We start from the raw sequence: 20,778 nt of genomic DNA, 5'->3' as shown, positions 1-20,778 counted from the left end.
TCTCAGGCGAGCCCGAACGCCTGCTCACCCGTCTCGGCGGCGCGGGCAGCGGCCTCATCGGCGCGGCTCGTGAGGGCCACCGAGTGGTAGCCGTGGTCGGCGGCAACGGCCAGTCCGACGCCTACCGCGGGCACGATGGCCGCGCCGAGTCGTGCGAGATCCGCGACCACCCGTTGGTGCAAGATCCGGGCAACGCGGCGGACATCGGTCGCCGGCGTCGTTGTGAACGCGACGGAGAGGCCGGCGGCATCCGTCTCCCCCACCAGCGCCATCGTCGGCGCGTGCCGACGAACCGACGCCCGCACCTCGAGCGCCAGTCGTTCCGCGTCGTCGGGCCCGAAGGCCACGGCGACGCGCTTGAGATCGTCGATCCGGATTCCGATCACACAGACCCCCTCGCCGGCGGCCTCGGCGCGACCGCAGACGATGGCCAGAGTGGACTCGAAGGATTCGCGGAACAGCACGCCGTGGGCGTCCACCGAGAGTCGCCGCACCTCGGATGTCCCGCGAAGCGCGGACTCGTTCGCCCGGAGGACCGAAGTCACCACGAGCGCCGCGATGACGAGCGCAATCGTCAGAATCGCCGAAACCCGCGTGTCGAAGACGTCGCGGAACAGGTCGCTTTCGGGTCCGAGCCACAGGAACACGACGGCGCGCGCGACGAACCACGCCGTCTCGACCACGAGGACCGCCGTCAGCCCGGACGAGCTCCAGCGCCGAGCGATCGCCCCTCTCCGTGTCTCGACCGCTCCGGTCGCCGCGAAGACGGCGTTGCCGAGGAAGAACGGCACGGCTCCCGCCCATGACCCGCCGCCGGGGCCGGCTGCGAGAGCGGCGACCACGACCACCAGCACCGTCGCGCTGAGGACGATCGCGGGTCGGCGCACCGAGCGGCCGTTGAACGCGACACCGCCCAGCCAGATGAAGCCCGTCGCGGCGACGAACGCGCCGTTGCCCACAGCCACCGCCACGTACACGTCGGGAAGAAGCAGCCACGCGAGGTAGCAGGTCGCCGAAAACGTCCCCGAGAGGTAGGCGCTCGCCCACAGGCGCCCGGGGAGACCGTCCTTGAGCATGAGAGTGTCGAGCAGGTACATCACCGTCGAGGCGACGATGACCAGCGTGGCCGCCGTCTGCAAGGTGAGGACGTCGAGAATCACGGGGTCTCCCTCGGTTCGCGGGGCAGCCGGACGGTGAAGGTCGCGCCTTCACCCGCCGCCGTCACTACGGTGATCTCGCCCCCGTGGGCGCGAACGAGGTCGCGGCTGATCGCCAGGCCCAGGCCGCTGCCGTGGGTCGACGACATGCGCACGGCGTCGCCCCGGAAGAACCGCTCGAACAGACGAGGCTGCTCGCTCGCGCTGATCCCGGGCCCGTCGTCCGTGACCGTGACCGTGACCGAATGCGGGTCGTCGTTCACCGACACGGCGACCGATCCCCCGCGAGGGTTGTACTTGACGGCATTCGACAGCAGGTTGTCGATGACCTGGCGTACACGTCGCCCATCGATGAAGGCCCGAGCGGGCGCGAGATCCCCCGTCTCGATCCGGATGCCATGGTCTTGCGCCCGCGGAGCGATCGACTCGATCGCTGAACGCACGATGGCCGAGACGTCGGTCGGCCGCAGGTCGAGTTCGACGCCGAAGCCCTCCCGGGAAGTCGACGAGACCGCGAGGATGTCGGCGACGAGTTCGAGCAACCGCGAGGCATTGCGCTCCGCGACCTCCAGGCGGTCCCTCGTGCCCCCGTCGAGGGAGTCGTTGTCGAGGGCGAGCTCGAGGTAGCCGATGATCGACGTCAGCGGTGTGCGCAACTCGTGCGAGACGCTCGACACGAGATCCTCGCGGGCGCGACGCGCCTGTTCCTCCACCGTGACGTCGCGCGATACGACCACTCCCCCGGTCTCCTCGGAATCACTGCCGGGTAGACGTCGTGAGGTGATGCTGAGTGCCCGGCGGTCCTCGCCGGGCGAGCCGTACCAGACCACCTCTGCCTCGAAGGTCTCGCCCGAGCGCGCGCGAGCCAGCGGCGTCGCATCGGGGGCGATCGCCGTCGATCCGTCGGCAGCGAAGACGGCGATCTCCCGTCCGAAGGCGTCGGTGCTGTTCAAGAGGAGTCCGTGGGCGGTGTTGGTCACGGAGAACTCTCCCGCGGGAGTGATGCGCGTCACGCCGAAGTCGACGGCATCCAGAACCTCGGTCACCAGATCCTCTTGACGCCGGGCGCGATCGAGGGCGCGGCGCAGCTCGGCGGACTGCTTTTCGAGCAGAACGCGTTGAGCGCGTCCGCGCCGCGCCGTGAGCGCAGCCATCGATGCCAGCGCCGCCACGGTGAACGGCAAGACCAGAGTCGACGACGCGAACCGCTGCAGGTCATCCGTCGCGAGCTGATGGACGACGACGGCCGACACCGTCAGCGAGACGGCGATGACACCGCGCAGGCCGAACACCGTCCCGATCCAGATCGCGGGGAAAGTCCACAGCAGCCCGAGGCCCGCCAGCGGGGCGCTCTCGCGCATCACGGCTATGGCCACGACGTCGAGGATCGGGAGGACGCCGATGACCCACCTCGGCATTTTCTGCCAGGGCAGGAGCACGGCGGCGATCGCACCCGCGAAGACAAGGGCGGTACCCGCGAAGAAGAGCGAGGCGTGGACCACCTGCCCGACCGTGATCGACACGACCGCACCCAGAAGGGTCGCCGCCGCGAGCAATGTCTGACTCGCCACGATGCTGCGACGCAGACCGAAGCGCTCGCTCGGGGTCGGGGGCGCCATGGCCTCGACGATAGCGTTTCACTCGCGTGCGGCACGGGCAAGGGCCCGCGGCACGCCGTTCACGCCCTGTTCACGCCCCGGCCGGGGGTGTCGGAACCCGAAGTTGCCCCCGAAGCGCCCACCGACGTCGCCGCCTCCGGTCTCCATGGCGCGCGCATCGGCGACTCCGCCATCGAACGTTCCGGGTCGGCCTCGGACAAGCCCATGATGTCGATTCTCGGGTCGCCTGCCCGAACGATCGGGCCGGGTGCTCGGAACGACCAGAGGCGTGCGGGGGCCGTCGAGCAGGCGGAATAGACCGGCCCAGACGCCGCTCGGACGCGATGGGGCGACTGCCATCGGTCATCCCCGCAGCGCCACCGCCGCGCTCGTCCACCGGGCGTACAGCGCCCACGGGTCGTCGACGCCCGCCGCGAGCTCAGCCACGTGCGCGTCGAGCACCGGGCTTCTGCGGAACCATTCGGTTCTGCCGAGACGCTCTTCGGCGAAGAGAGCGTGCCGGCGCCGCTCCACCAGCCGGTCTCCGGGTTCGAACGCGAGGAGCTCATCGTGCCAGATCGCCGTCAACCGCCGACGGGGGTTCGCGGTGGTTCCGATCTTGATGCGGTCGTCGAATCTCACGTAGTAGACCACGTCCACGCGCGGGGGCGGGAGCTCACCGTCCACGGCCTCGCCGTGCCGCCACTCGCACACCGCGCACAACCATCCGCTCGGCCACCGCACCCCCAGGCGCGACCCGCAGAGTCGGCACGGCGTCGGCAGGACGTCGGTCGCCCCCTCATGCGACGCCACCCAATCGGCGCTGACGGACAGGTGCCACGCGCACAGCGCAACCGGCGCGAGCGCCTCTGCGAGCTCGAGACAATCCGGCACGAGGCAGTCGAGGGCGGGCATGCGCTCACGCTACGCCCCGCCCCCGACATCGTCTCAGTCCTCGACGACCGGTGCCTCCAATACGAGGAACAGACCTGCGTACGGGCCGAGCTCGAGTGAGAAGCTCTGCAGCTCGTCCACGCGTCCGACGGGCTCGCCCGTGGCGGCGTCGATGGCCGTGCTCTGGGGAACGAGCCACTCGGACCTCACGGTGCCCTCGATCGTCTCGCCCGAGAAGTTCAGCACCGTGATCTGCAGCGGAGCCCCCTCGTCGCGTCGGTCGCCCCCGTCGAGACGGTGGACCATCACGAGCATGCTGGGGTGACCGACCTGCGGGATGTCGACCTGCGAGGCGATCGCGATGCCGTGGTCGCCGCGAATCCGCAGGATTTCCTTCAGCCCCGAGAGGAACGACTCCGGGTCCTCCCGCTGCTGACCGAGCGAGCCGTAGAGCGCCCGCGCCCGCGGCACCCCCGATATCGACGACGACGCCTCGGGCGCCACATCGAGCAGGTCGTGCGCTCCGCGCTCGATCCAGCGGGTGTCGCCGCTCGAGATGAGGTGCCGCACGTCGTCCGCGGGCAGCGTGAGCGAACCCGTCAGATCCCACCCCGACAGAGCGAAGACACCCGGCTGCCAGGAGTTGTACTTCGCGAGCAGCAGGTGCGCGTCGCGGATCGCGGGGATGTCCTCGTCGGTGATGTCATCGAGCGTCGCCTTGCCTTGCGTCGCGGCGATGAGGGATGCGGAAGTGCACGCGATGCCGTTCTGGGTGAAGACGAGGTTGTAGTCGGCGTCGACCGTGAGCTTCTCGGTCAGTTCGGCCCGCACGATCTCGGCGATCTCTCCACCGGTGTGCTCCTGATGACGGAAGGGATAGGCCGTGTCGCGGTGCGTCGTCGCCCAGTGCACGAGCTCATAGGTCAGCTCGTCGTGGTTCTGCATGCCGTGGACCAGTTGCACGGGCTCGACCCCGGTATCGAGAGCGGTCGTGAGCGCGAGTCGAAGGAACTCGGTATTCGCCGTAGCCAGGGCGTGGTGGTAGCCGGGGCGCGTCACGAAGTCGTAGGACAGATCGGCGCCCACCGCGCTCGTGTCGCGGATGTCCTCCATCGTCAGGTTCAGCTCCTGGAAGGTGAAGCCTCCCACCTTGCGCACCATGCCCGCGATGATGTGGTTCGCCGCGTGCGAGAGGGGATGCCCCTCCGACCATGCCGGCAGGCCCTCCGCACTCTTCTCGACCCCGAGGAAGCCGTTGGCATCGAGGCGCAGCGCGCTCGTGCCGAGGTCACCGAGCGAGTGCAGCGCATCGCCGATCACCAGCCGCATCCCCGCGAACGTGGGGTCGAGCCAATTGATCGAGGGCTGGCCCTCCTTGAAGTAGTGCAGGTACACCCAGCGCCGTTCGAGACCGTCGGTACCGACGACCGGTGCCGTGGTGCTCCAGTTCGTCTCCTTCACACCGGGGGTGTAGAAGATGACGCGCTGCAGCTCACCGATGATGTAGCCACGCGCGCTGAGTTCGCGTTCGGTCTCTGCGTCGAGATTGACCGAGTCGCGGCCCGCGGGCACGTCAGGCAGCAGGCCCCAGTCCTCACGCGGGATCTCGACCATGTGGTAGATGCCGGGGTAGTCCTTGTACGCCATCTCGGCGAGACGGAAGTCCGCACCCTTGCCGGTGTGGCCGGGGACGATGTCGTCGATCACGCTGCCACCGTGCGACTCCGCGACGTCCGCGACACGGCGGAACGCGTTCTCGTCGCCGAACTCGGGATCGATCTGCGTGCTGATGCGGTCGAAGTGACCGTCGACGCTCGGCGTCTCCTGCCACCCGGTGATGCCGCCCGCGCGCTTCACGGGCCCGGTGTGGATGCCGTTGATCCCCACCCACTCGAAGGCATCCCAGAGGGCCTCGTCTCCGAGAGCCTCCAGGAAGGACTCCCCCGGTCGCGTGATCAACGAGATGGGATACGCCGTGAACCAGACGTCGGTGGACTCGATCGCCCGACGCGCGTCGGGCCGCGCATAGGGATTCCGCCACATCGACGGCTGCCCCGACAGCTGGCGGCTCAGCACGTCGGCATCTTTGAGCATCGACTGCCGAACGAGCCACTCCACGTACGACGGGTTGCCGCCGTTCGCGTTGCGAGGGTCCGTCAGAAAGCGCCGCAGCGTTCCGCCGCGGAACTGGTCACGCGGTCGCAGCCGCCGCGGCCGCGCCGGGTACCGCTGCTCGTCGTAGCTGATCTCCGTCGCGTTTTCGATCACCTCGTCCGCGTCGATCGGTTCCCCTTCGCTCCGACCGGCGTCGACCATCTCGTCGTCCATCACAGCGCGCTCATCGGCGTCGTCCACTCCCAGCCTCCTTCACGTCTTCTTCGACGGTAGTCTCTTACGCCGACATCGACCCCGGCCATTGACCTCGACCCGCCGAGTGCCGATAGATACGCCGCGCCGCCTCACCGTGCGCCGGCGGGCGCCGAACGCAGAGCCACCGCGGCGATCAGCAGCGCGAGCACGCACATCCCGAGGACCGCCGAGAGGAATACCACCCATCCCGCCGAGGCGAAGACGAGACCGAGCGCCCATCCGAACAGGCTCGAGCCCGCGTAGTACCCCAAGTAGTAGAGGGAGGACGCCTGAGCCCGCGCTTCCGCATCCGCCGCCACCGGCGTCCACCCCGATGCGACCGCGTGCGCCGCGAAGAAGCCCGCGGTGAACGCGAGGAGTCCGGCGATCACGGCCGCCACCGAGGGAAGCAGCATGGCGCCCACGCCGACCGCCATCATCGCGATACCGGCCAGAAGAAGCGGAAGCCGCCCGTATCTCACGGCGAGAGCCCCTGCTCGAGGGGAAGAGACCGTCCCCGCCAGGTAGGCCAAGAACAGCAGCGTCACGACGGCCGGCGCCAGAGAGAACGGCGGCTCCGCCAGGTGGAAGCCCAGATAGTTGTAGACGGCGACGAAGGCCCCCATCAAGAGGAAAGCCTGAGCATAGAGAGCGAGCTGCACGGTCGATCTCAGGTTGAGACCGAGTCGACGACGGACCGTCACCCCCTTTCCGGCGCGCGATCGCTCGGGAACGAAGCCCCGTGCGGCTGGCACCAACGTCAGGAACACCGCCGCCGCCACGACACAGAGAAGTACGACGGATGCCACCCCCCACCGCCACCCGGCGAACTCGGAGATCAAGCCCGAGGCGACACGGCCCGAGAGACCTCCCACTGTCGTGCCTGCGATGTATGAGCCCGCGGCGGCCGCGACGAACCGCGGCGATACCTCCTCGCTGAGGTACGCAAGAGCGACCGCGGGCACCGCGCCGAGGGCGACGCCTTCCACCAATCTCAGCGCCAGCAGCACGCCGAGGTCGTGCGCGAACGGCGTGACGGCGCCGAGCAGGGTCGCCGCGATGACACCGATCGCCATCGCCGGTACACGTCCGATCCGATCTGCCACGAGCGACCACGGAATGACCGCGGCTGCGAGACCGAGAGTGGATGCCGACACCGTCAGAGCAGCACCGGCGGGGCCGGAACCGACATCGACGGCGATCGACGGGAGCACTGCCTGCGTCGCATACAGCTGGGCGAACGTCGCCACCCCACCGAAGAAGAGCCCGATCAACAGGAGCCGGTATTCGCGACTCCCGGGTAGGTGTCCGGAGAAGTCGCTCACATCCGCGATTTTATCGGCCCGGTCGCGGGTACGACGAGGCGGTGGTGGGTGTCGTCCTGGGCAGGGGACGGGACGCAACAGCGCGTCGGCACCCGGGGAAGTGCCCGTAAATGCGAAATGGCCACCCAACTTTGGGTGGCCATTTCGACTGAAAAGAAGTCCGGCGGTGTCCTACTCTCCCACAGGGTCCCCCCTGCAGTACCATCGGCGCTGAGAGGCTTAGCTTCCGGGTTCGGAATGTAACCGGGCGTTTCCCTCTCGCTATGGCCGCCGAAACACTATTGATGTTTCACAAACCAACAACGACATCATCATTGTTGAGTTCCCGACCGTACATCGAGAACCACTCAGTGGACGCAAGCACCAAAAACAGGTGTGTTATCAAGTCATCGGCTTATTAGTACCGGTCAGCTTCACGTATTACTACGCTTCCACATCCGGCCTATCAACCCAGTAGTCTGGCTGGGAGCCTCTCACCATAAATGGTATGGAAGTCTCATCTTGAGGCCGGCTTCCCGCTTAGATGCTTTCAGCGGTTATCCATCCCGAACGTAGCTAATCAGCGGTGCTCCTGGCGGAACAACTGACACACCAGAGGTTCGTCCAACCCGGTCCTCTCGTACTAGGGTCAGATCCTCTCAAACTTCCTACGCGCGCAGCGGATAGGGACCGAACTGTCTCACGACGTTCTAAACCCAGCTCGCGTACCGCTTTAATGGGCGAACAGCCCAACCCTTGGGACCTACTCCAGCCCCAGGATGCGACGAGCCGACATCGAGGTGCCAAACCATGCCGTCGATATGGACTCTTGGGCAAGATCAGCCTGTTATCCCCGAGGTACCTTTTATCCGTTGAGCGACAGCGCTTCCACAAGCCACTGCCGGATCACTAGTCCCGACTTTCGTCCCTGCTCGACCTGTCAGTCTCACAGTCAAGCTCCCTTGTGCACTTACACTCGCCACCTGATTGCCAACCAGGTTGAGGGAACCTTTGGGCGCCTCCGTTACATTTTGGGAGGCAACCGCCCCAGTTAAACTACCCACCAGGCACTGTCCCTGAACCGGATCACGGTCCTAAGTTAGATATCCAGAGTGACCAGAGTGGTATTTCAACAATGACTCCACACTCACTGGCGTGAATGCTTCACCGTCTCCCACCTATCCTACACAAGCCACACCGAACACCAATACCAAGCTGTAGTAAAGGTCACGGGGTCTTTCCGTCCTGCTGCGCGTAACGAGCATCTTTACTCGTAATGCAATTTCGCCGAGTTCGCGGTTGAGACAGTTGGGAAGTCGTTACGCCATTCGTGCAGGTCGGAACTTACCCGACAAGGAATTTCGCTACCTTAGGATGGTTATAGTTACCACCGCCGTTTACTGGGGCTTAAATTCTCAGCTTCGCCTTGCGGCTAACCGGTCCTCTTAACCTTCCAGCACCGGGCAGGCGTCAGTCCGTATACATCGTCTTGCGACTTGGCACGGACCTGTGTTTTTAGTAAACAGTCGCTACCCACTAGTCTCTGCGGCCACCACACCCTTTCGGAGCAAGTCCTAATAAGTGGATGGCCCCTTCTCCCGAAGTTACGGGGGCATTTTGCCGAGTTCCTTAACCACGATTCTCTCGATCTCCTTGGTATTCTCTACCTGACCACCTGAGTCGGTTTGGGGTACGGGCAGCTAGAACCTCGCGTCGATGCTTTTCTCGGCAGCATAGGATCACCCACTTTTTATCCGCATCGTGTCTCAGCCTCAATGACTCCCGGATTTGCCTAAGAGTCGGCCTACGCACTTGCACCAGGACTACCATCGCCTGGCTTGGGCTACCTTCCTGCGTCACACCTGTTAATACGCTAGCCGCACCAGCATGGGGTCGAGCGTTCACACACACCCGCCTCACCCCGAAGGGATCCGCTAAAGCGTGAGCTAGGACTCTTAGCACCACTGGATTGACTGGGGCGGTTCTTCGCCGGTACGGGAATATCAACCCGTTGTCCATCGACTACGCCTGTCGGCCTCGCCTTAGGTCCCGACTTACCCAGGGAAGATTAGCTTGACCCTGGAACCCTTGGTCTTTCGGAGGACGTGTTTCTCACACGTCTTTCGCTACTCATGCCTGCATTCTCACTCGTGTAGCGTCCACGGCTGGGTCACCCCGCCGCTTCACTCGCCACACGACGCTCTCCTACCCATCAACACGGCTGGACCACGAAGGCCTACCAAAATGTCAATGCCACAACTTCGGTGGCGTGCTTGAGCCCCGTTACATTGTCGGCGCGGAATCACTTGACCAGTGAGCTATTACGCACTCTTTCAAGGGTGGCTGCTTCTAAGCCAACCTCCTGGTTGTCTAAGCAACTCCACATCCTTTCCCACTTAGCACGCGCTTAGGGACCTTAGTTGGTGGTCTGGGTTGTTTCCCTCTCGACTATGAAGCTTATCCCCCACAGTCTCACTGCTGCGCTCTCACTTACCGGCATTCGGAGTTTGGCTGACGTCAGTAACCTTGTAGGGCCCATCGGCCATCCAGTAGCTCTACCTCCGGCAAGAAACACGCAACGCTGCACCTAAATGCATTTCGGAGAGAACCAGCTATCACGAAGTTTGATTGGCCTTTCACCCCTATCCACAGCTCATCCCCTCAGTTTTCAACCTAAGTGGGTTCGGTCCTCCACGACGTCTTACCGTCGCTTCAACCTGGCCATGGATAGATCACTTCGCTTCGGGTCTAGGACACGCGACTCAATCGCCCTATTCAGACTCGCTTTCGCTACGGCTACCCCACTCGGGTTAACCTCGCCACGTATCGCTAACTCGCAGGCTCATTCTTCAAAAGGCACGCTGTCACCCCTACTAAGGAGGCTCCAACGGTTTGTAAGCAAACGGTTTCAGGTACTATTTCACTCCCTCCCGGGGTACTTTTCACCTTTCCCTCACGGTACTTGTCCGCTATCGGTCATCTGGGAGTATTTAGGCTTATCAGGTGGTCCTGACAGATTCACACGGGATTTCTCGGGCCCCGTGCTACTTGGGATACTCTTCACGCCAAGAACAAGCATTTCGACTACGGGGTTCGCACCCTCTATGACCGGCCGTTCAAAACCGTTCGTCTATACCCTCTTGTCACGTCGATCATTCGGCAGAACAATCAGAAAAGTCCCACAACCCCCAACATGCAACGCCTGCCGGCTATCACACACGCTAGGTTTAGCCTCTTCCGGTTTCGCTCGCCACTACTTACGGAATCGCTTTTGCTTTCTCTTCCTGTGGGTACTGAGATGTTTCACTTCCCCACGTTCCCTCTACCCGCCCTATATATTCAGGCGGGAGTCACCAGGTACGCACGCGCCCTGGCGGGGTTTCCCCATTCGGACATCCTCGGATCAAAACTCGCTTATCAGTTCCCCGAGGCTTATCGCAGATTGCTACGTCCTTCTTCGGCTCCAGATGCCAAGGCATCCACCGTTTGCTCTTAAAGACTTGAAATCACATGAGTTGAATCGTCAAAAAATTGACTAATGATCTTTAAGATCATCTTCACCACACAACCCAAAAGAGTTGCATGGAAGATGCTCGCGTCCACTGTGTAGTTCTCAAAGTACGGGCGGTACCCACCCCAGCCACCGAAACACCGGCGCCAAGACAGGCCCTCGAGGAACAAACACCAACAAAGAATCCACAGACCCCCGTCAGCGCCCGGCCCCTCAGGACCCAACAGCGTGCATGTATCAACAACTCCGAACCAGATCGTTCCAGTGGCAAACCACGTACTAAACCCGGACACATCATCCCTGACACCAAGTCAAATGTTCCACCCATGAGCTACCAGCAACACACATTCGGTGCTGAACTGGCGCCTGGACACTCGAACCGAAACCCGAATGCCAGATGCTCCTTAGAAAGGAGGTGATCCAGCCGCACCTTCCGGTACGGCTACCTTGTTACGACTTAGTCCTAATTACCGATCCCACCTTCGACGGCTCCCTCCACAAGGGTTGGGCCACCGGCTTCAGGTGTTACCGACTTTCATGACTTGACGGGCGGTGTGTACAAGACCCGGGAACGTATTCACCGCAGCGTTGCTGATCTGCGATTACTAGCGACTCCGACTTCATGAGCTCGAGTTGCAGAGAACAATCCGAACTGAGACGGCTTTTGGGATTCGCTCCACCTCACGGTATTGCAGCCCTTTGTACCGGCCATTGTAGCATGCGTGAAGCCCAAGACATAAGGGGCATGATGATTTGACGTCATCCCCACCTTCCTCCGAGTTGACCCCGGCAGTATCCCATGAGTTCCCACCATTACGTGCTGGCAACATAGAACGAGGGTTGCGCTCGTTGCGGGACTTAACCCAACATCTCACGACACGAGCTGACGACAACCATGCACCACCTGTTTACGAGTGTCCAAAGAGTTGACCATTTCTGGCCCGTTCTCGTATATGTCAAGCCTTGGTAAGGTTCTTCGCGTTGCATCGAATTAATCCGCATGCTCCGCCGCTTGTGCGGGTCCCCGTCAATTCCTTTGAGTTTTAGCCTTGCGGCCGTACTCCCCAGGCGGGGAACTTAATGCGTTAGCTGCGTCACGGAAACCGTGGAATGGTCCCCACAACTAGTTCCCAACGTTTACGGGGTGGACTACCAGGGTATCTAAGCCTGTTTGCTCCCCACCCTTTCGCTCCTCAGCGTCAGTTACGGCCCAGAGATCTGCCTTCGCCATCGGTGTTCCTCCTGATATCTGCGCATTCCACCGCTACACCAGGAATTCCAATCTCCCCTACCGCACTCTAGTCTGCCCGTACCCACTGCAGGCCCGAGGTTGAGCCTCGGGATTTCACAGCAGACGCGACAAACCGCCTACGAGCTCTTTACGCCCAATAATTCCGGATAACGCTTGCGCCCTACGTATTACCGCGGCTGCTGGCACGTAGTTAGCCGGCGCTTTTTCTGCAGGTACCGTCACTTTCGCTTCTTCCCTGCTAAAAGAGGTTTACAACCCGAAGGCCGTCATCCCTCACGCGGCGTTGCTGCATCAGGCTTCCGCCCATTGTGCAATATTCCCCACTGCTGCCTCCCGTAGGAGTCTGGGCCGTGTCTCAGTCCCAGTGTGGCCGGTCACCCTCTCAGGCCGGCTACCCGTCGACGCCTTGGTGAGCCATTACCTCACCAACAAGCTGATAGGCCGCGAGCCCATCCCAGACCGAAAAATCTTTCCAAACACGACCATGCGATCACGTCTCATATCCAGTATTAGACGCCGTTTCCAGCGCTTATCCCAGAGTCCAGGGCAGGTTGCTCACGTGTTACTCACCCGTTCGCCACTGATCCACCAAGCAAGCTTGGCTTCACCGTTCGACTTGCATGTGTTAAGCACGCCGCCAGCGTTCATCCTGAGCCAGGATCAAACTCTCCATAAAAAAGAAAAGCAACAACCACCGGGAAAACGGCAGCCGCAGCGAGTTCGAAACTGACCAAAGAAAAAACATCATTACTGACGAAATTTCACGCCAACCCCCAAAAGAAGGTTGGACTTTGATCCAAAGGAATCTCTCGCAATCCAACAAAAGTCAGACCGACGAGGAATAAATTGGCATTTGACAAGTGCACGCTGTTGAGTTCTCAAGGAACGGACGCACCCACAGAAACGATCTCCCGACCTACCCGTGAGGCAGTTCACTACCTATTCGATCATTCGAACCTTGTGGTTCTCACCATGGGACCTATGAAAGATCAGCGTCGTGAGACCCGGTCGAAGACCAGAACCAAAACCATACACCGAAACGATGAGGTTTTGGGTGGTCCGCCACTTGAGACGATGCGGGGCCTTCCGGCCTCTCCGCTCTCCCCTGTGGGGCGAACAAGTAATAAGTTACGCGGGAACGACCGACCCGTCGAATCCAGGCACATCTCGGGCGTGTCGCCGGACCGCACACGTGGAAACCCGCGGAAGCGCGGACGGCCCGGCACGACCTTCGAGGTCGTCCGGGCCGAGTGACGGGAACGGTATGACGGTCAGGCGACGAGTGTCCACGTCGACGGCGAGGTCATGGCATCCGTGTGTCCCCCGGTGAACTCGATCCCGCCGAAGAACATCGCTCCGATGACCAGAGCGAAGACGAACGCGATCGACAGGAAGAGCACGGCCACGCCGGCAAGGGTGATCAGAAGCGGAAGTCGAGAAGCCATGCCTTCATCCTGCCCTGCTTGACCACCTGCCCACCAGGGCTTGCGCCCGGAAACGACCGAAGGCCGGCACCTCCGAGGAGGTACCGGCCTTCGATGCGGGACGGATCAGCGACCGGAGAGCTTCTCGCGAAGCGCAGCCAGCGACTCGTCGTCGGCGAGGGTGCCCTGGGCGGGCGTCTCGGACGAGAACGATCCACCGAACGAACCAGCGTCCGTCGGGTTGGCGGCCTCGGCCTCGAGGGCCTTGGCGACGGCAGCCTTGTGGGCTTCCCAGCGACCCTGAGCAGCGGCGTACTCCTGCTCCCAGGCCTCGCGCTGAGTGTCGAAGCCCTCGAGCCACGCACCCGACTCGGGGTCGAAGCCCTCGGGGTACTTGTACTCGCCACGCTCGTCGTACTCGGTGGCCATGCCGTACAGCGCCGGGTCGAACTCGGTGCCGTTGGGGTCGACCGACTCGTTGGCCTGCTTGAGCGACAGCGAGATGCGGCGACGCTCGAGGTCGATGTCGATGATCTTGACGAATACCTCTTCGCCGACCGACACGACCTGCTCGGCGAGCTCGACGTGCTTGCCCGACAGCTCGGAGATGTGCACGAGGCCCTCGATGCCGTCGGCCACGCGGACGAACGCACCGAAGGGAACGAGCTTGGTGACCTTGCCCGGAGCGATCTGGCCGATCGCGTGGGTACGGGCGAACACCTGCCACGGGTCTTCCTGCGTCGCCTTGAGCGAGAGCGACACGCGCTCGCGGTCGAGGTCGACCTCGAGGATCTCGACGGTGACCTCCTGGCCCACCTCGACGACCTCGGAGGCGTGCTCGATGTGCTTCCAGGAGAGCTCGGAGACGTGGACGAGACCGTCGACGCCGCCCAGGTCGACGAACGCACCGAAGTTGACGATCGACGAGACCGTGCCCTTGCGGACCTGGCCCTTGTGGAGGTTGTTGAGGAACGTGGTGCGCGACTCGGACTGCGTCTGCTCGAGCAGGGCGCGGCGCGACAGCACGACGTTGTTGCGGTTCTTGTCGAGCTCGAGGATCTTGGCCTCGATCTCCTGGCCGAGGTACGGCGTGAGGTCGCGGACGCGGCGCAGCTCGATGAGCGAGGCCGGGAGGAAGCCGCGGAGGCCGATGTCGACGATGAGACCACCCTTGACGACCTCGATCACGGAACCGGTGACAACACCGTCGTTCTCCTTGATCTTCTCGACGTCGCCCCACGCACGCTCGTACTGAGCGCGCTTCTTGGACAGGATGAGGCGGCCTTCCTTGTCCTCCTTCTGGAGAACGAGGGCCTCGACGTGGTCGCCGACGTTGACGACCTCGTTGGGGTCGACGTCGTGCTTGATCGAGAGCTCGCGGGAGGGGATGACACCCTCGGTCTTGTAACCGACGTCGAGGAGGACCTCGTCGCGGTCGATCTTCACCACGGTGCCTTCGATGAGGTCGCCGTCGTTGAAGAACTTGAGCGTCTTCTCGACCGCGGCCAGGAAGTCTTCGGCCGAGCCGATGTCGTTGATCGCGACCTGCTTGGTAGCCGGGGCGGTCGTTGCGGTAGTCATGTAGTGGGTTGTCCTAGTTGGGTGTGGTGTCGGGCTCCGACTCCTGTACCCGTCGGTCCAGGACCGGGGGCCGTCGGGCTGGGGCCGCCCGAGGGCGAACTCCAACCACGAGTCGAAGCGAAGCGGATTGTTTGTGCGATGCCACGGGCTCGCCAGATAGGCAGAACCCAGGTGTGACACCTCAGTCTAACGCACCGGGCCTCCCGCGCAGTCCCGGGTGGCGCGCATCCCGCGGTCGAGCCGTCACACGACGACGCGGGCCGGGCAGCGCGCACGGAGACGGAGGGCTGGACAGGGCGATCACGCGTGCGCGCGATTCGCCCCGGATCGGCGTTTTTGTTCCGGTGTTCTGAGGCGGTCCGCCCAGGTGGCGTCCAGAAACACGTGCCAGGCTCCCCGTCTTGTGCCCGCTGACGCGGGTCGGACGGTGACACCCGCACCGTCCTCCCCTCACGTGAAACCGGTTCTATGCGCTCTGACTCGACGTCCTTTTCCAATCGTCGTGACCGCCGCCTCGCCGCCCGCCGCACTCGTCGTCGCCCCGTGACGACAGTGGGAGCGCTCGTGCTCGGCGTGGTCGCGGCCTCGGCCCTCACCGGCACCGCGCCGTCCGCCACCGCCTCTCCCGCCGACCTGTCGACCGCGACGTTCTCGCTCGCCTCCTCGATCACGCCCACGGTGCTCGCGGCCTCCCCCGGCCCCGAGAAGACCGAGGCCCGCGCGGCGGAGACCGCCGCGTCGAGCTCGATCCAGGCCGTCGCCACCGTGCAGAGCGACATCGCGGCATCCGGGCTCGACATCGGCCAGCCCGCCACGGTCGACACGACCGCGCTGCAGCAGGCCGCCGAGCGCCTGCAGGCGGCCTCGGTGCTGCCCGAGACGTTCCTGCCGGCGCTCTCGCACGACGTCTCCGCGGCCTCCGCCGCGGTCGATCAGCGCGTCGCCGAGCTGCGCGGGGGTCTCGACGCCGCCGTCGCCAAGAAGGCGGAAGAAGAGGCGGCCGAGAAGGCGCGCCAGGAAGCAGAGGCTGCTGCCGCCGCGAAGGCCGCCGCCGACAAGGCCGCCGCCGAGAAGCAGGCATCGTCGTCGTCCTCGTCGAACTCCGGCGGTGGAGGGTCTTCGGCCCCCATCCCGACCGGAGGCGGTTCGGGAGACAACAGCCCCGCCGGCGCCCAGGCCGCCGCGCGCGACATGCTCGCCAGCCGCGGCTGGGGCGACGACCAGATGTCGTGCCTCGTCTCGCTGTGGAACAAGGAGTCGGGCTGGAACTATAAGGCCTACAACTCCGGCAGCGGCGCCTACGGCATTCCGCAGGCCCTCCCCGGCAGCAAGATGTCGTCCGCCGGTGCCGACTGGCAGACCAACGCCGCCACCCAGGTGTCGTGGGGCCTGGGGTACATCTCGGGCCGCTACGGCACGCCGTGCGGCGCGTGGGGTCACTCGCAGTCGACCGGCTGGTACTGAGCCCTCAGCTCCATCGCATCATCGAGCGCGCCGCTCCGGAGAACCCTCCGGTGCGGCGCGCTTCTGCGAGTAGCGAGAGGTTCTCGGGGCCGTTGAGCTCGTGCAGGACGGCCGGACCCACGTGCACCTGCCACGCGCCGTGGAAGCGGAGAGCGTCCGCCCGACGACGACCGATCTCGGCCGGCACGGCGACGAACTGCCGGGGCCGGGAGCGTCCCACGCGATCGAGGACACCGCGCACCCACCACGGCCCTCCGCCGCGGTCGACCTCCAGAACGAAGCGCGGCGTCCGGATAGGACCGCACAGCTCCTCCAGGGCGATCCCGAACGTCCTCTGATCGGCAAGGCTCGCGTCCGCCATCCGGATCTCGGCGCGGGTGCCATCAGCATCCCTCCGCTCTCGCTCCCAGACGGGCACCGCGAGCGGGGACCGGACGCGCCCACTCTCGGACAGCGCCGTCCACACCACACGCGCCATGTTCCGCAGCGTCGCCGCGGCATCCCGAGCCTGCCGACGCGTGCGACGCCACGCGGAGAACAGGGGCACGGCCATGACGGCACCGATCAGGATGCTGACTCCCCCCACCGCGACTCCCGCGACGGGTGGCAGGAAGAACGACAACGCGAGCATCGCCGCCGGCGCTCCCGCCGATACTCCGAGCCACCCGCCGAGGGCACGCTCGGCCCGCACCGACGTCGAGAAGACCGGCGTGCGGGCCGGGCGCTCGACCACCGCGGAGAGCTCCTCGCGATCGTCGTACGAGGAGCCGATGCGCCAGGCGGATCGCGTCTCGTCCCGCGCCGGAGCCGAGGTCAGGGCGTCGACACCCTCCAGCGACGCACCGCGGGCCTTCTCGAGCACCTCGTCGAGCGCGCGACGACGGTCGCGCCCCAGCGCCGCGGGCAGCCCGCGGACGATGCGTTCCGGGTGGTCGGCGTCGAGTCCCCACAGGCCGGCGTGCTTGCGACGGAGACGGGCGGCATCGGGTTGCGCGTCGAGGGGCGAGTCGGGCGGCAGCAGCGCCGAGACCGTCCAGTTGTGGGCGACCTTCTCGGGCCAGCTCGGATCGCGTCGCAGGGTACGGCCTCGCAACTGCTGCGTCGCTGACGCCGTCGCCACCGCCGTGAGGTCGATCAGAGCGTTCACCGCCGGGCAGTCCCAGCCTTCGCCGAACAGACCGCGCGTGCCCACGACCACCTCGAGCGAGCCGTCGGCGAGCAGCCGGGACACGGCGCCGACCACACCGGACCCCGTGGTCCCCCGCACCTCGAGGACGGCCGCATCGTCGGGGCACGGCTCTCCCGTCACCGGGACGCCGAGCTCGCGCGTGAGCGCCGGGAGCAGCGTCTCCGCGTGACGGACGGCGACGCGCACCGTCGAGGACGTGACGAGGATCGCGCGCAGGGCCGAGGTGACGGCATCCGTCGCCACGATCGAGAACGTCCGGACGGCGCCGGCCGAGCCCAGCAGCCCCCCGTGGACGTTGCCGTGGGTGACGTAATCGGTCACGACGAGGGCGCGGAGGCGGTCGCCGAGCTCGGTGCGCTCGCGGGCGAGGATGTCGCACGCTCCCCTGTCCTTCGAGAGGGAGGACGCGAGGACCGTGTCGATCGGATCGCGGGTGCGCCGCACCCCGCGGTCGGTCAGGGCGAAGCCGAAATCGGCGAGCAGGCGGCGCAGCCGGTGCCAATCGTCGACGCGCGCGGGGTCGGGGAGAACGCGGTCGAGGGCGTATCGACCCAGCAGGCGCAGCGTCTCGTCCGTCGTGGGCGCACGTCGTGCCACGGCGGGAAGACGCGCAGTGAGCGGGTCGCCGGGTGCGACGACGGAGAACATCGCCGCAGCGGCCTCGGCACCGGCGAAGTCGACGGCGAACGCCGCCGAGAGAGCGGCATCGACGGCGGCGTCGGGGTCGGACGACTCCGCGGCGGGCGGCGGGGGCTCGATCCCCGGACGCGCGTCCGCACTCGTCCCCGCGGGAGCGACCGGGTCCGGGGACGAGACGCCCTCGGCGGGCGGTTCGAGGGGGTCCTCGGAGGTGGAAGGGGTCGACGGCTGGAGCACCGCGCGGAGGAACTCCCTCCCGGCGCCCACCGCGAAGGTTGTCCGCAGCGCCTCCGCGAGGGCTTCGGCGTGCGCGGAGAGGAACGCCCGCTCCTCCGCCGTCGGTTCGACCACGTGGACGAGGTCGCGGTACGGCGCGAGATCCCCCTCTCGGACGACGGCCGGGACGGGAACCTCCAGATCGACCTCGCCCAGCAGCGAGACGTAGTTCTCGTACTCGTTCGCGTCATCGGGCGAGGGCAGGGTGGCGGTGAGCCCGATCACGAGCGGCTCCCGACCCGCCGCGCGCAGCCGCGCGACGAGCGCCGCGACCACCAGCGCCCAGTGATCCAGGAGGTGGTGGCACTCGTCGAGGACGACGGTCTCGACGCCTGCCCCGACCAGGCGCTCCAGCAGCTCGCGCGATCGCGGGTGGAGCGCGGCCGTGAGCGCGGTGGCATCCTGTCTCGCCAGCGTGCGACGCAGGGCGCGGGACCGAGAACGGATGCCACGGCCGTACGCCGCGGGATTGCTCTCGCTGAGCGCGTCTAGCCATCCCTCGGCCTGGTCGGGGGTGCGGTCGTCGGCGACCAGCTCCTCGACCCAGCGGGCACGCGCCAGGGCCGCGAAGGGCTCGCCGGAGTCGACCACGCTGATCGCCTGGTACGTCAGGGCAGTGAGGTCGGCGGGGCGATCAGGGTCTTCCGACACGGCGGCGTCGTCATGCGCAAGCGCCCGGGCAGCCCCCACCCACTGCGCGCGGATCGCCGTCGTCGGCGCGAAGACCACGGTGCGGTGCCCCCTGCGCGTGGCGAGGAGGAGCCCGAGCAGAGTCTTCCCGGCACCCGGCGGGGCGACGAGGTGCAGCGGCTCCCCCGCGTCGACATCGACACGGTTAAGCGCGGCGCGCTGGTAGGCCCGGAGCGTCCCGTCGAACCGCCACGCCGAAAGGGGACGGCTCGGTTCGGTCGACACCGCGCCAGTCTAGAGAAGCGCCCCGGCGGGCGGGCGGACCAACCTCCGCCGGAGAGGACGACGCGTGGACCTTCGATGGCTCGATGCCCCCGACGACGACGTACGGCGGGAGCTGCCGACCGTACCGGAGCACGAACCGCCGCCGTGGGTGCCGACCCGCAGACGCCTGCTCGTGCGGCTGAACGCCGTGATCCTGGTCTGGACCCTCTTCATCGTGGTGTTCGATACCGGACTCGACGTCGACATCCGGGGCGACGGGACGCTCGAGGCCGACGACATACAGACCCTGGTCGTCACGCTCGTGGTCGGCCTCGCCTGGACCGTCGCGAGCATCGCCCTGTGGCGATGGTCGCGGAAGGCCTCGACGCCCGTCCGGCTCCGCCGCGCTCGCCGCGCTCTCACCGCGCGGGCGAACGAGTTCCGCGCGGAAGCGTGGTGGCGGGACTCCTTCACAGCCATCGTCACCGCTCACTCCGCCGGCGTCCGCGAATACCCGCGCTTCGTGGGCGAAGGGGTCGAATTCGGGACGGTTCGACTGCGGATGCCGCGCACGCGTCCGCGCTCCTACGTCTGCGTCTCGCTGGCATCGCCTCTCCCCCACCTGGTCCTCGACGCCGTCGAGAACGACGGGGTGCGCTCGGGACTGCCCGAGAACCTCGCCGAACGGCAACGGCTCTCCCTGGAGGGTGATTTCGACCGCATCTTCCGCGCGTACGCTCCACGGGGATACGCCCGGGACGCGCTCTACGTCCTCACCCCCGACGTCATGGCGACGCTCGCGGACCACGCGCGCGCGTTCGACGTCGAGATCATCGAGGACCGGGCCGTGTTCTTCCGGGCGGAACGGCGTCGCTGGGACGATCCGGCCCTGTGGCGAGAGGTGGACGCGATCCTCACCCACGTCGCACCCCGACTGCGAGAGCGCTCGCTGCGGTACACCGACGAGAGGGTCGCGGGCCAGGTCGCGGTGGAGATCGCGGAGAGTCTCGTGAGCGGTTCCGCGGGGGTCTCGGCGTGGCGCCCGCACGCGCCCGTCGTGGGCCCCGAGGGGCGACAGCTCCGATCGTGGACGCCCCGCCACGGTTGGTGGGCCAACGTGCGCGTGGTCTCGTCGTTCATGGTCGGGACGGCGGTCTACGGCATCCCGGTGTTCTTCGGTGTCGTCACGCTTCTGGGCATCTTCGACGGACGCTGAACCGCGCGACATCCGGCGTCGTGCCGTCGT

10 protein-coding genes and 3 rRNA genes are annotated in these 20,778 nt (G+C 65.7%); 2 read left to right on the top strand and 11 right to left on the bottom strand.

What is annotated here, in order from left to right; translation table 11 throughout:
* Positions 1 to 2: 2 nt before the first annotated feature.
* The 10 genes from NE358_RS06730 to rpsA all read right to left on the bottom strand — a co-directional run bounded on the left by NE358_RS06730 (position 3) and on the right by rpsA (position 15,070).
* Complete coding sequence (locus NE358_RS06730) at positions 3 to 1,160, bottom strand: diguanylate cyclase domain-containing protein (RefSeq protein ID WP_103209880.1); 1,158 nt, start codon at positions 1,158 to 1,160, stop codon at positions 3 to 5.
* The gene (locus NE358_RS06725) at positions 1,157 to 2,776 is read right to left on the bottom strand and encodes a sensor histidine kinase (protein WP_289942433.1); all 1,620 of its coding nucleotides are present in this window, start codon (positions 2,774 to 2,776) and stop codon (positions 1,157 to 1,159) included. Before NE358_RS06725 ends, NE358_RS06730 begins: the two co-directional genes overlap by 4 nt.
* Before the next feature lie 342 nt (positions 2,777 to 3,118).
* Entirely contained in the window at positions 3,119 to 3,670 is a 552-nt protein-coding gene (locus NE358_RS06720; protein ID WP_116240138.1) for a GIY-YIG nuclease family protein, read from the bottom strand.
* A gap of 33 nt (positions 3,671 to 3,703) precedes the next feature.
* Entirely contained in the window at positions 3,704 to 6,004 is a 2,301-nt protein-coding gene (gene treS / locus NE358_RS06715; RefSeq protein ID WP_218026373.1) for a maltose alpha-D-glucosyltransferase, read from the bottom strand.
* 104 nt (positions 6,005 to 6,108) lie between these two features.
* Positions 6,109 to 7,323: an MFS transporter gene (locus NE358_RS06710; protein ID WP_289942432.1), complete on the bottom strand. Its 1,215-nt coding sequence runs from the start codon at positions 7,321 to 7,323 to the stop codon at positions 6,109 to 6,111.
* A gap of 158 nt (positions 7,324 to 7,481) precedes the next feature.
* Positions 7,482 to 7,598: ribosomal RNA gene (gene rrf, locus NE358_RS06705) — 5S ribosomal RNA — on the bottom strand.
* Positions 7,599 to 7,700: 102 nt separating this feature from the next.
* Positions 7,701 to 10,808: ribosomal RNA gene (locus NE358_RS06700) — 23S ribosomal RNA — on the bottom strand.
* A 413-nt stretch (positions 10,809 to 11,221) separates the two neighbouring features.
* A 16S ribosomal RNA gene (locus NE358_RS06695) occupies positions 11,222 to 12,741 on the bottom strand.
* Together the 16S, 23S and 5S rRNA genes form the textbook arrangement of a ribosomal RNA operon.
* Positions 12,742 to 13,336: 595 nt before the next feature.
* Entirely contained in the window at positions 13,337 to 13,510 is a 174-nt protein-coding gene (locus NE358_RS06690) for a hypothetical protein (RefSeq protein WP_170210603.1), read from the bottom strand.
* A gap of 105 nt (positions 13,511 to 13,615) precedes the next feature.
* A complete protein-coding gene (gene rpsA / locus NE358_RS06685; protein ID WP_056227982.1) occupies positions 13,616 to 15,070 on the bottom strand; it encodes a 30S ribosomal protein S1 in 1,455 nt (484 codons plus the stop codon).
* A 543-nt stretch (positions 15,071 to 15,613) separates the two neighbouring features.
* On the opposite strand from rpsA, the gene NE358_RS06680 reads away from it, so the two are divergent.
* Entirely contained in the window at positions 15,614 to 16,534 is a 921-nt protein-coding gene (locus tag NE358_RS06680; RefSeq protein ID WP_103210832.1) for an aggregation-promoting factor C-terminal-like domain-containing protein, read from the top strand.
* A gap of 4 nt (positions 16,535 to 16,538) precedes the next feature.
* Here the strand turns inward: NE358_RS06680 and NE358_RS06675 are convergent, their stop codons facing one another.
* A complete protein-coding gene (locus NE358_RS06675) occupies positions 16,539 to 19,553 on the bottom strand; it encodes a DEAD/DEAH box helicase family protein (RefSeq protein WP_289942431.1) in 3,015 nt (1,004 codons plus the stop codon).
* A 64-nt stretch (positions 19,554 to 19,617) separates the two neighbouring features.
* Between NE358_RS06675 and NE358_RS06670 the strand changes: the two genes are divergently transcribed.
* Complete coding sequence (locus tag NE358_RS06670) at positions 19,618 to 20,748, top strand: hypothetical protein (protein ID WP_289942430.1); 1,131 nt, start codon at positions 19,618 to 19,620, stop codon at positions 20,746 to 20,748.
* Positions 20,749 to 20,778: the final 30 nt, after the last annotated feature.

It is taken from the genome of Sphingomonas sp. G5 (genome assembly GCF_052660795.1).
The sequence above is the reverse complement of the archived record's forward strand: the minus strand, read 5'-3'. Positions and strand labels throughout refer to the sequence as shown.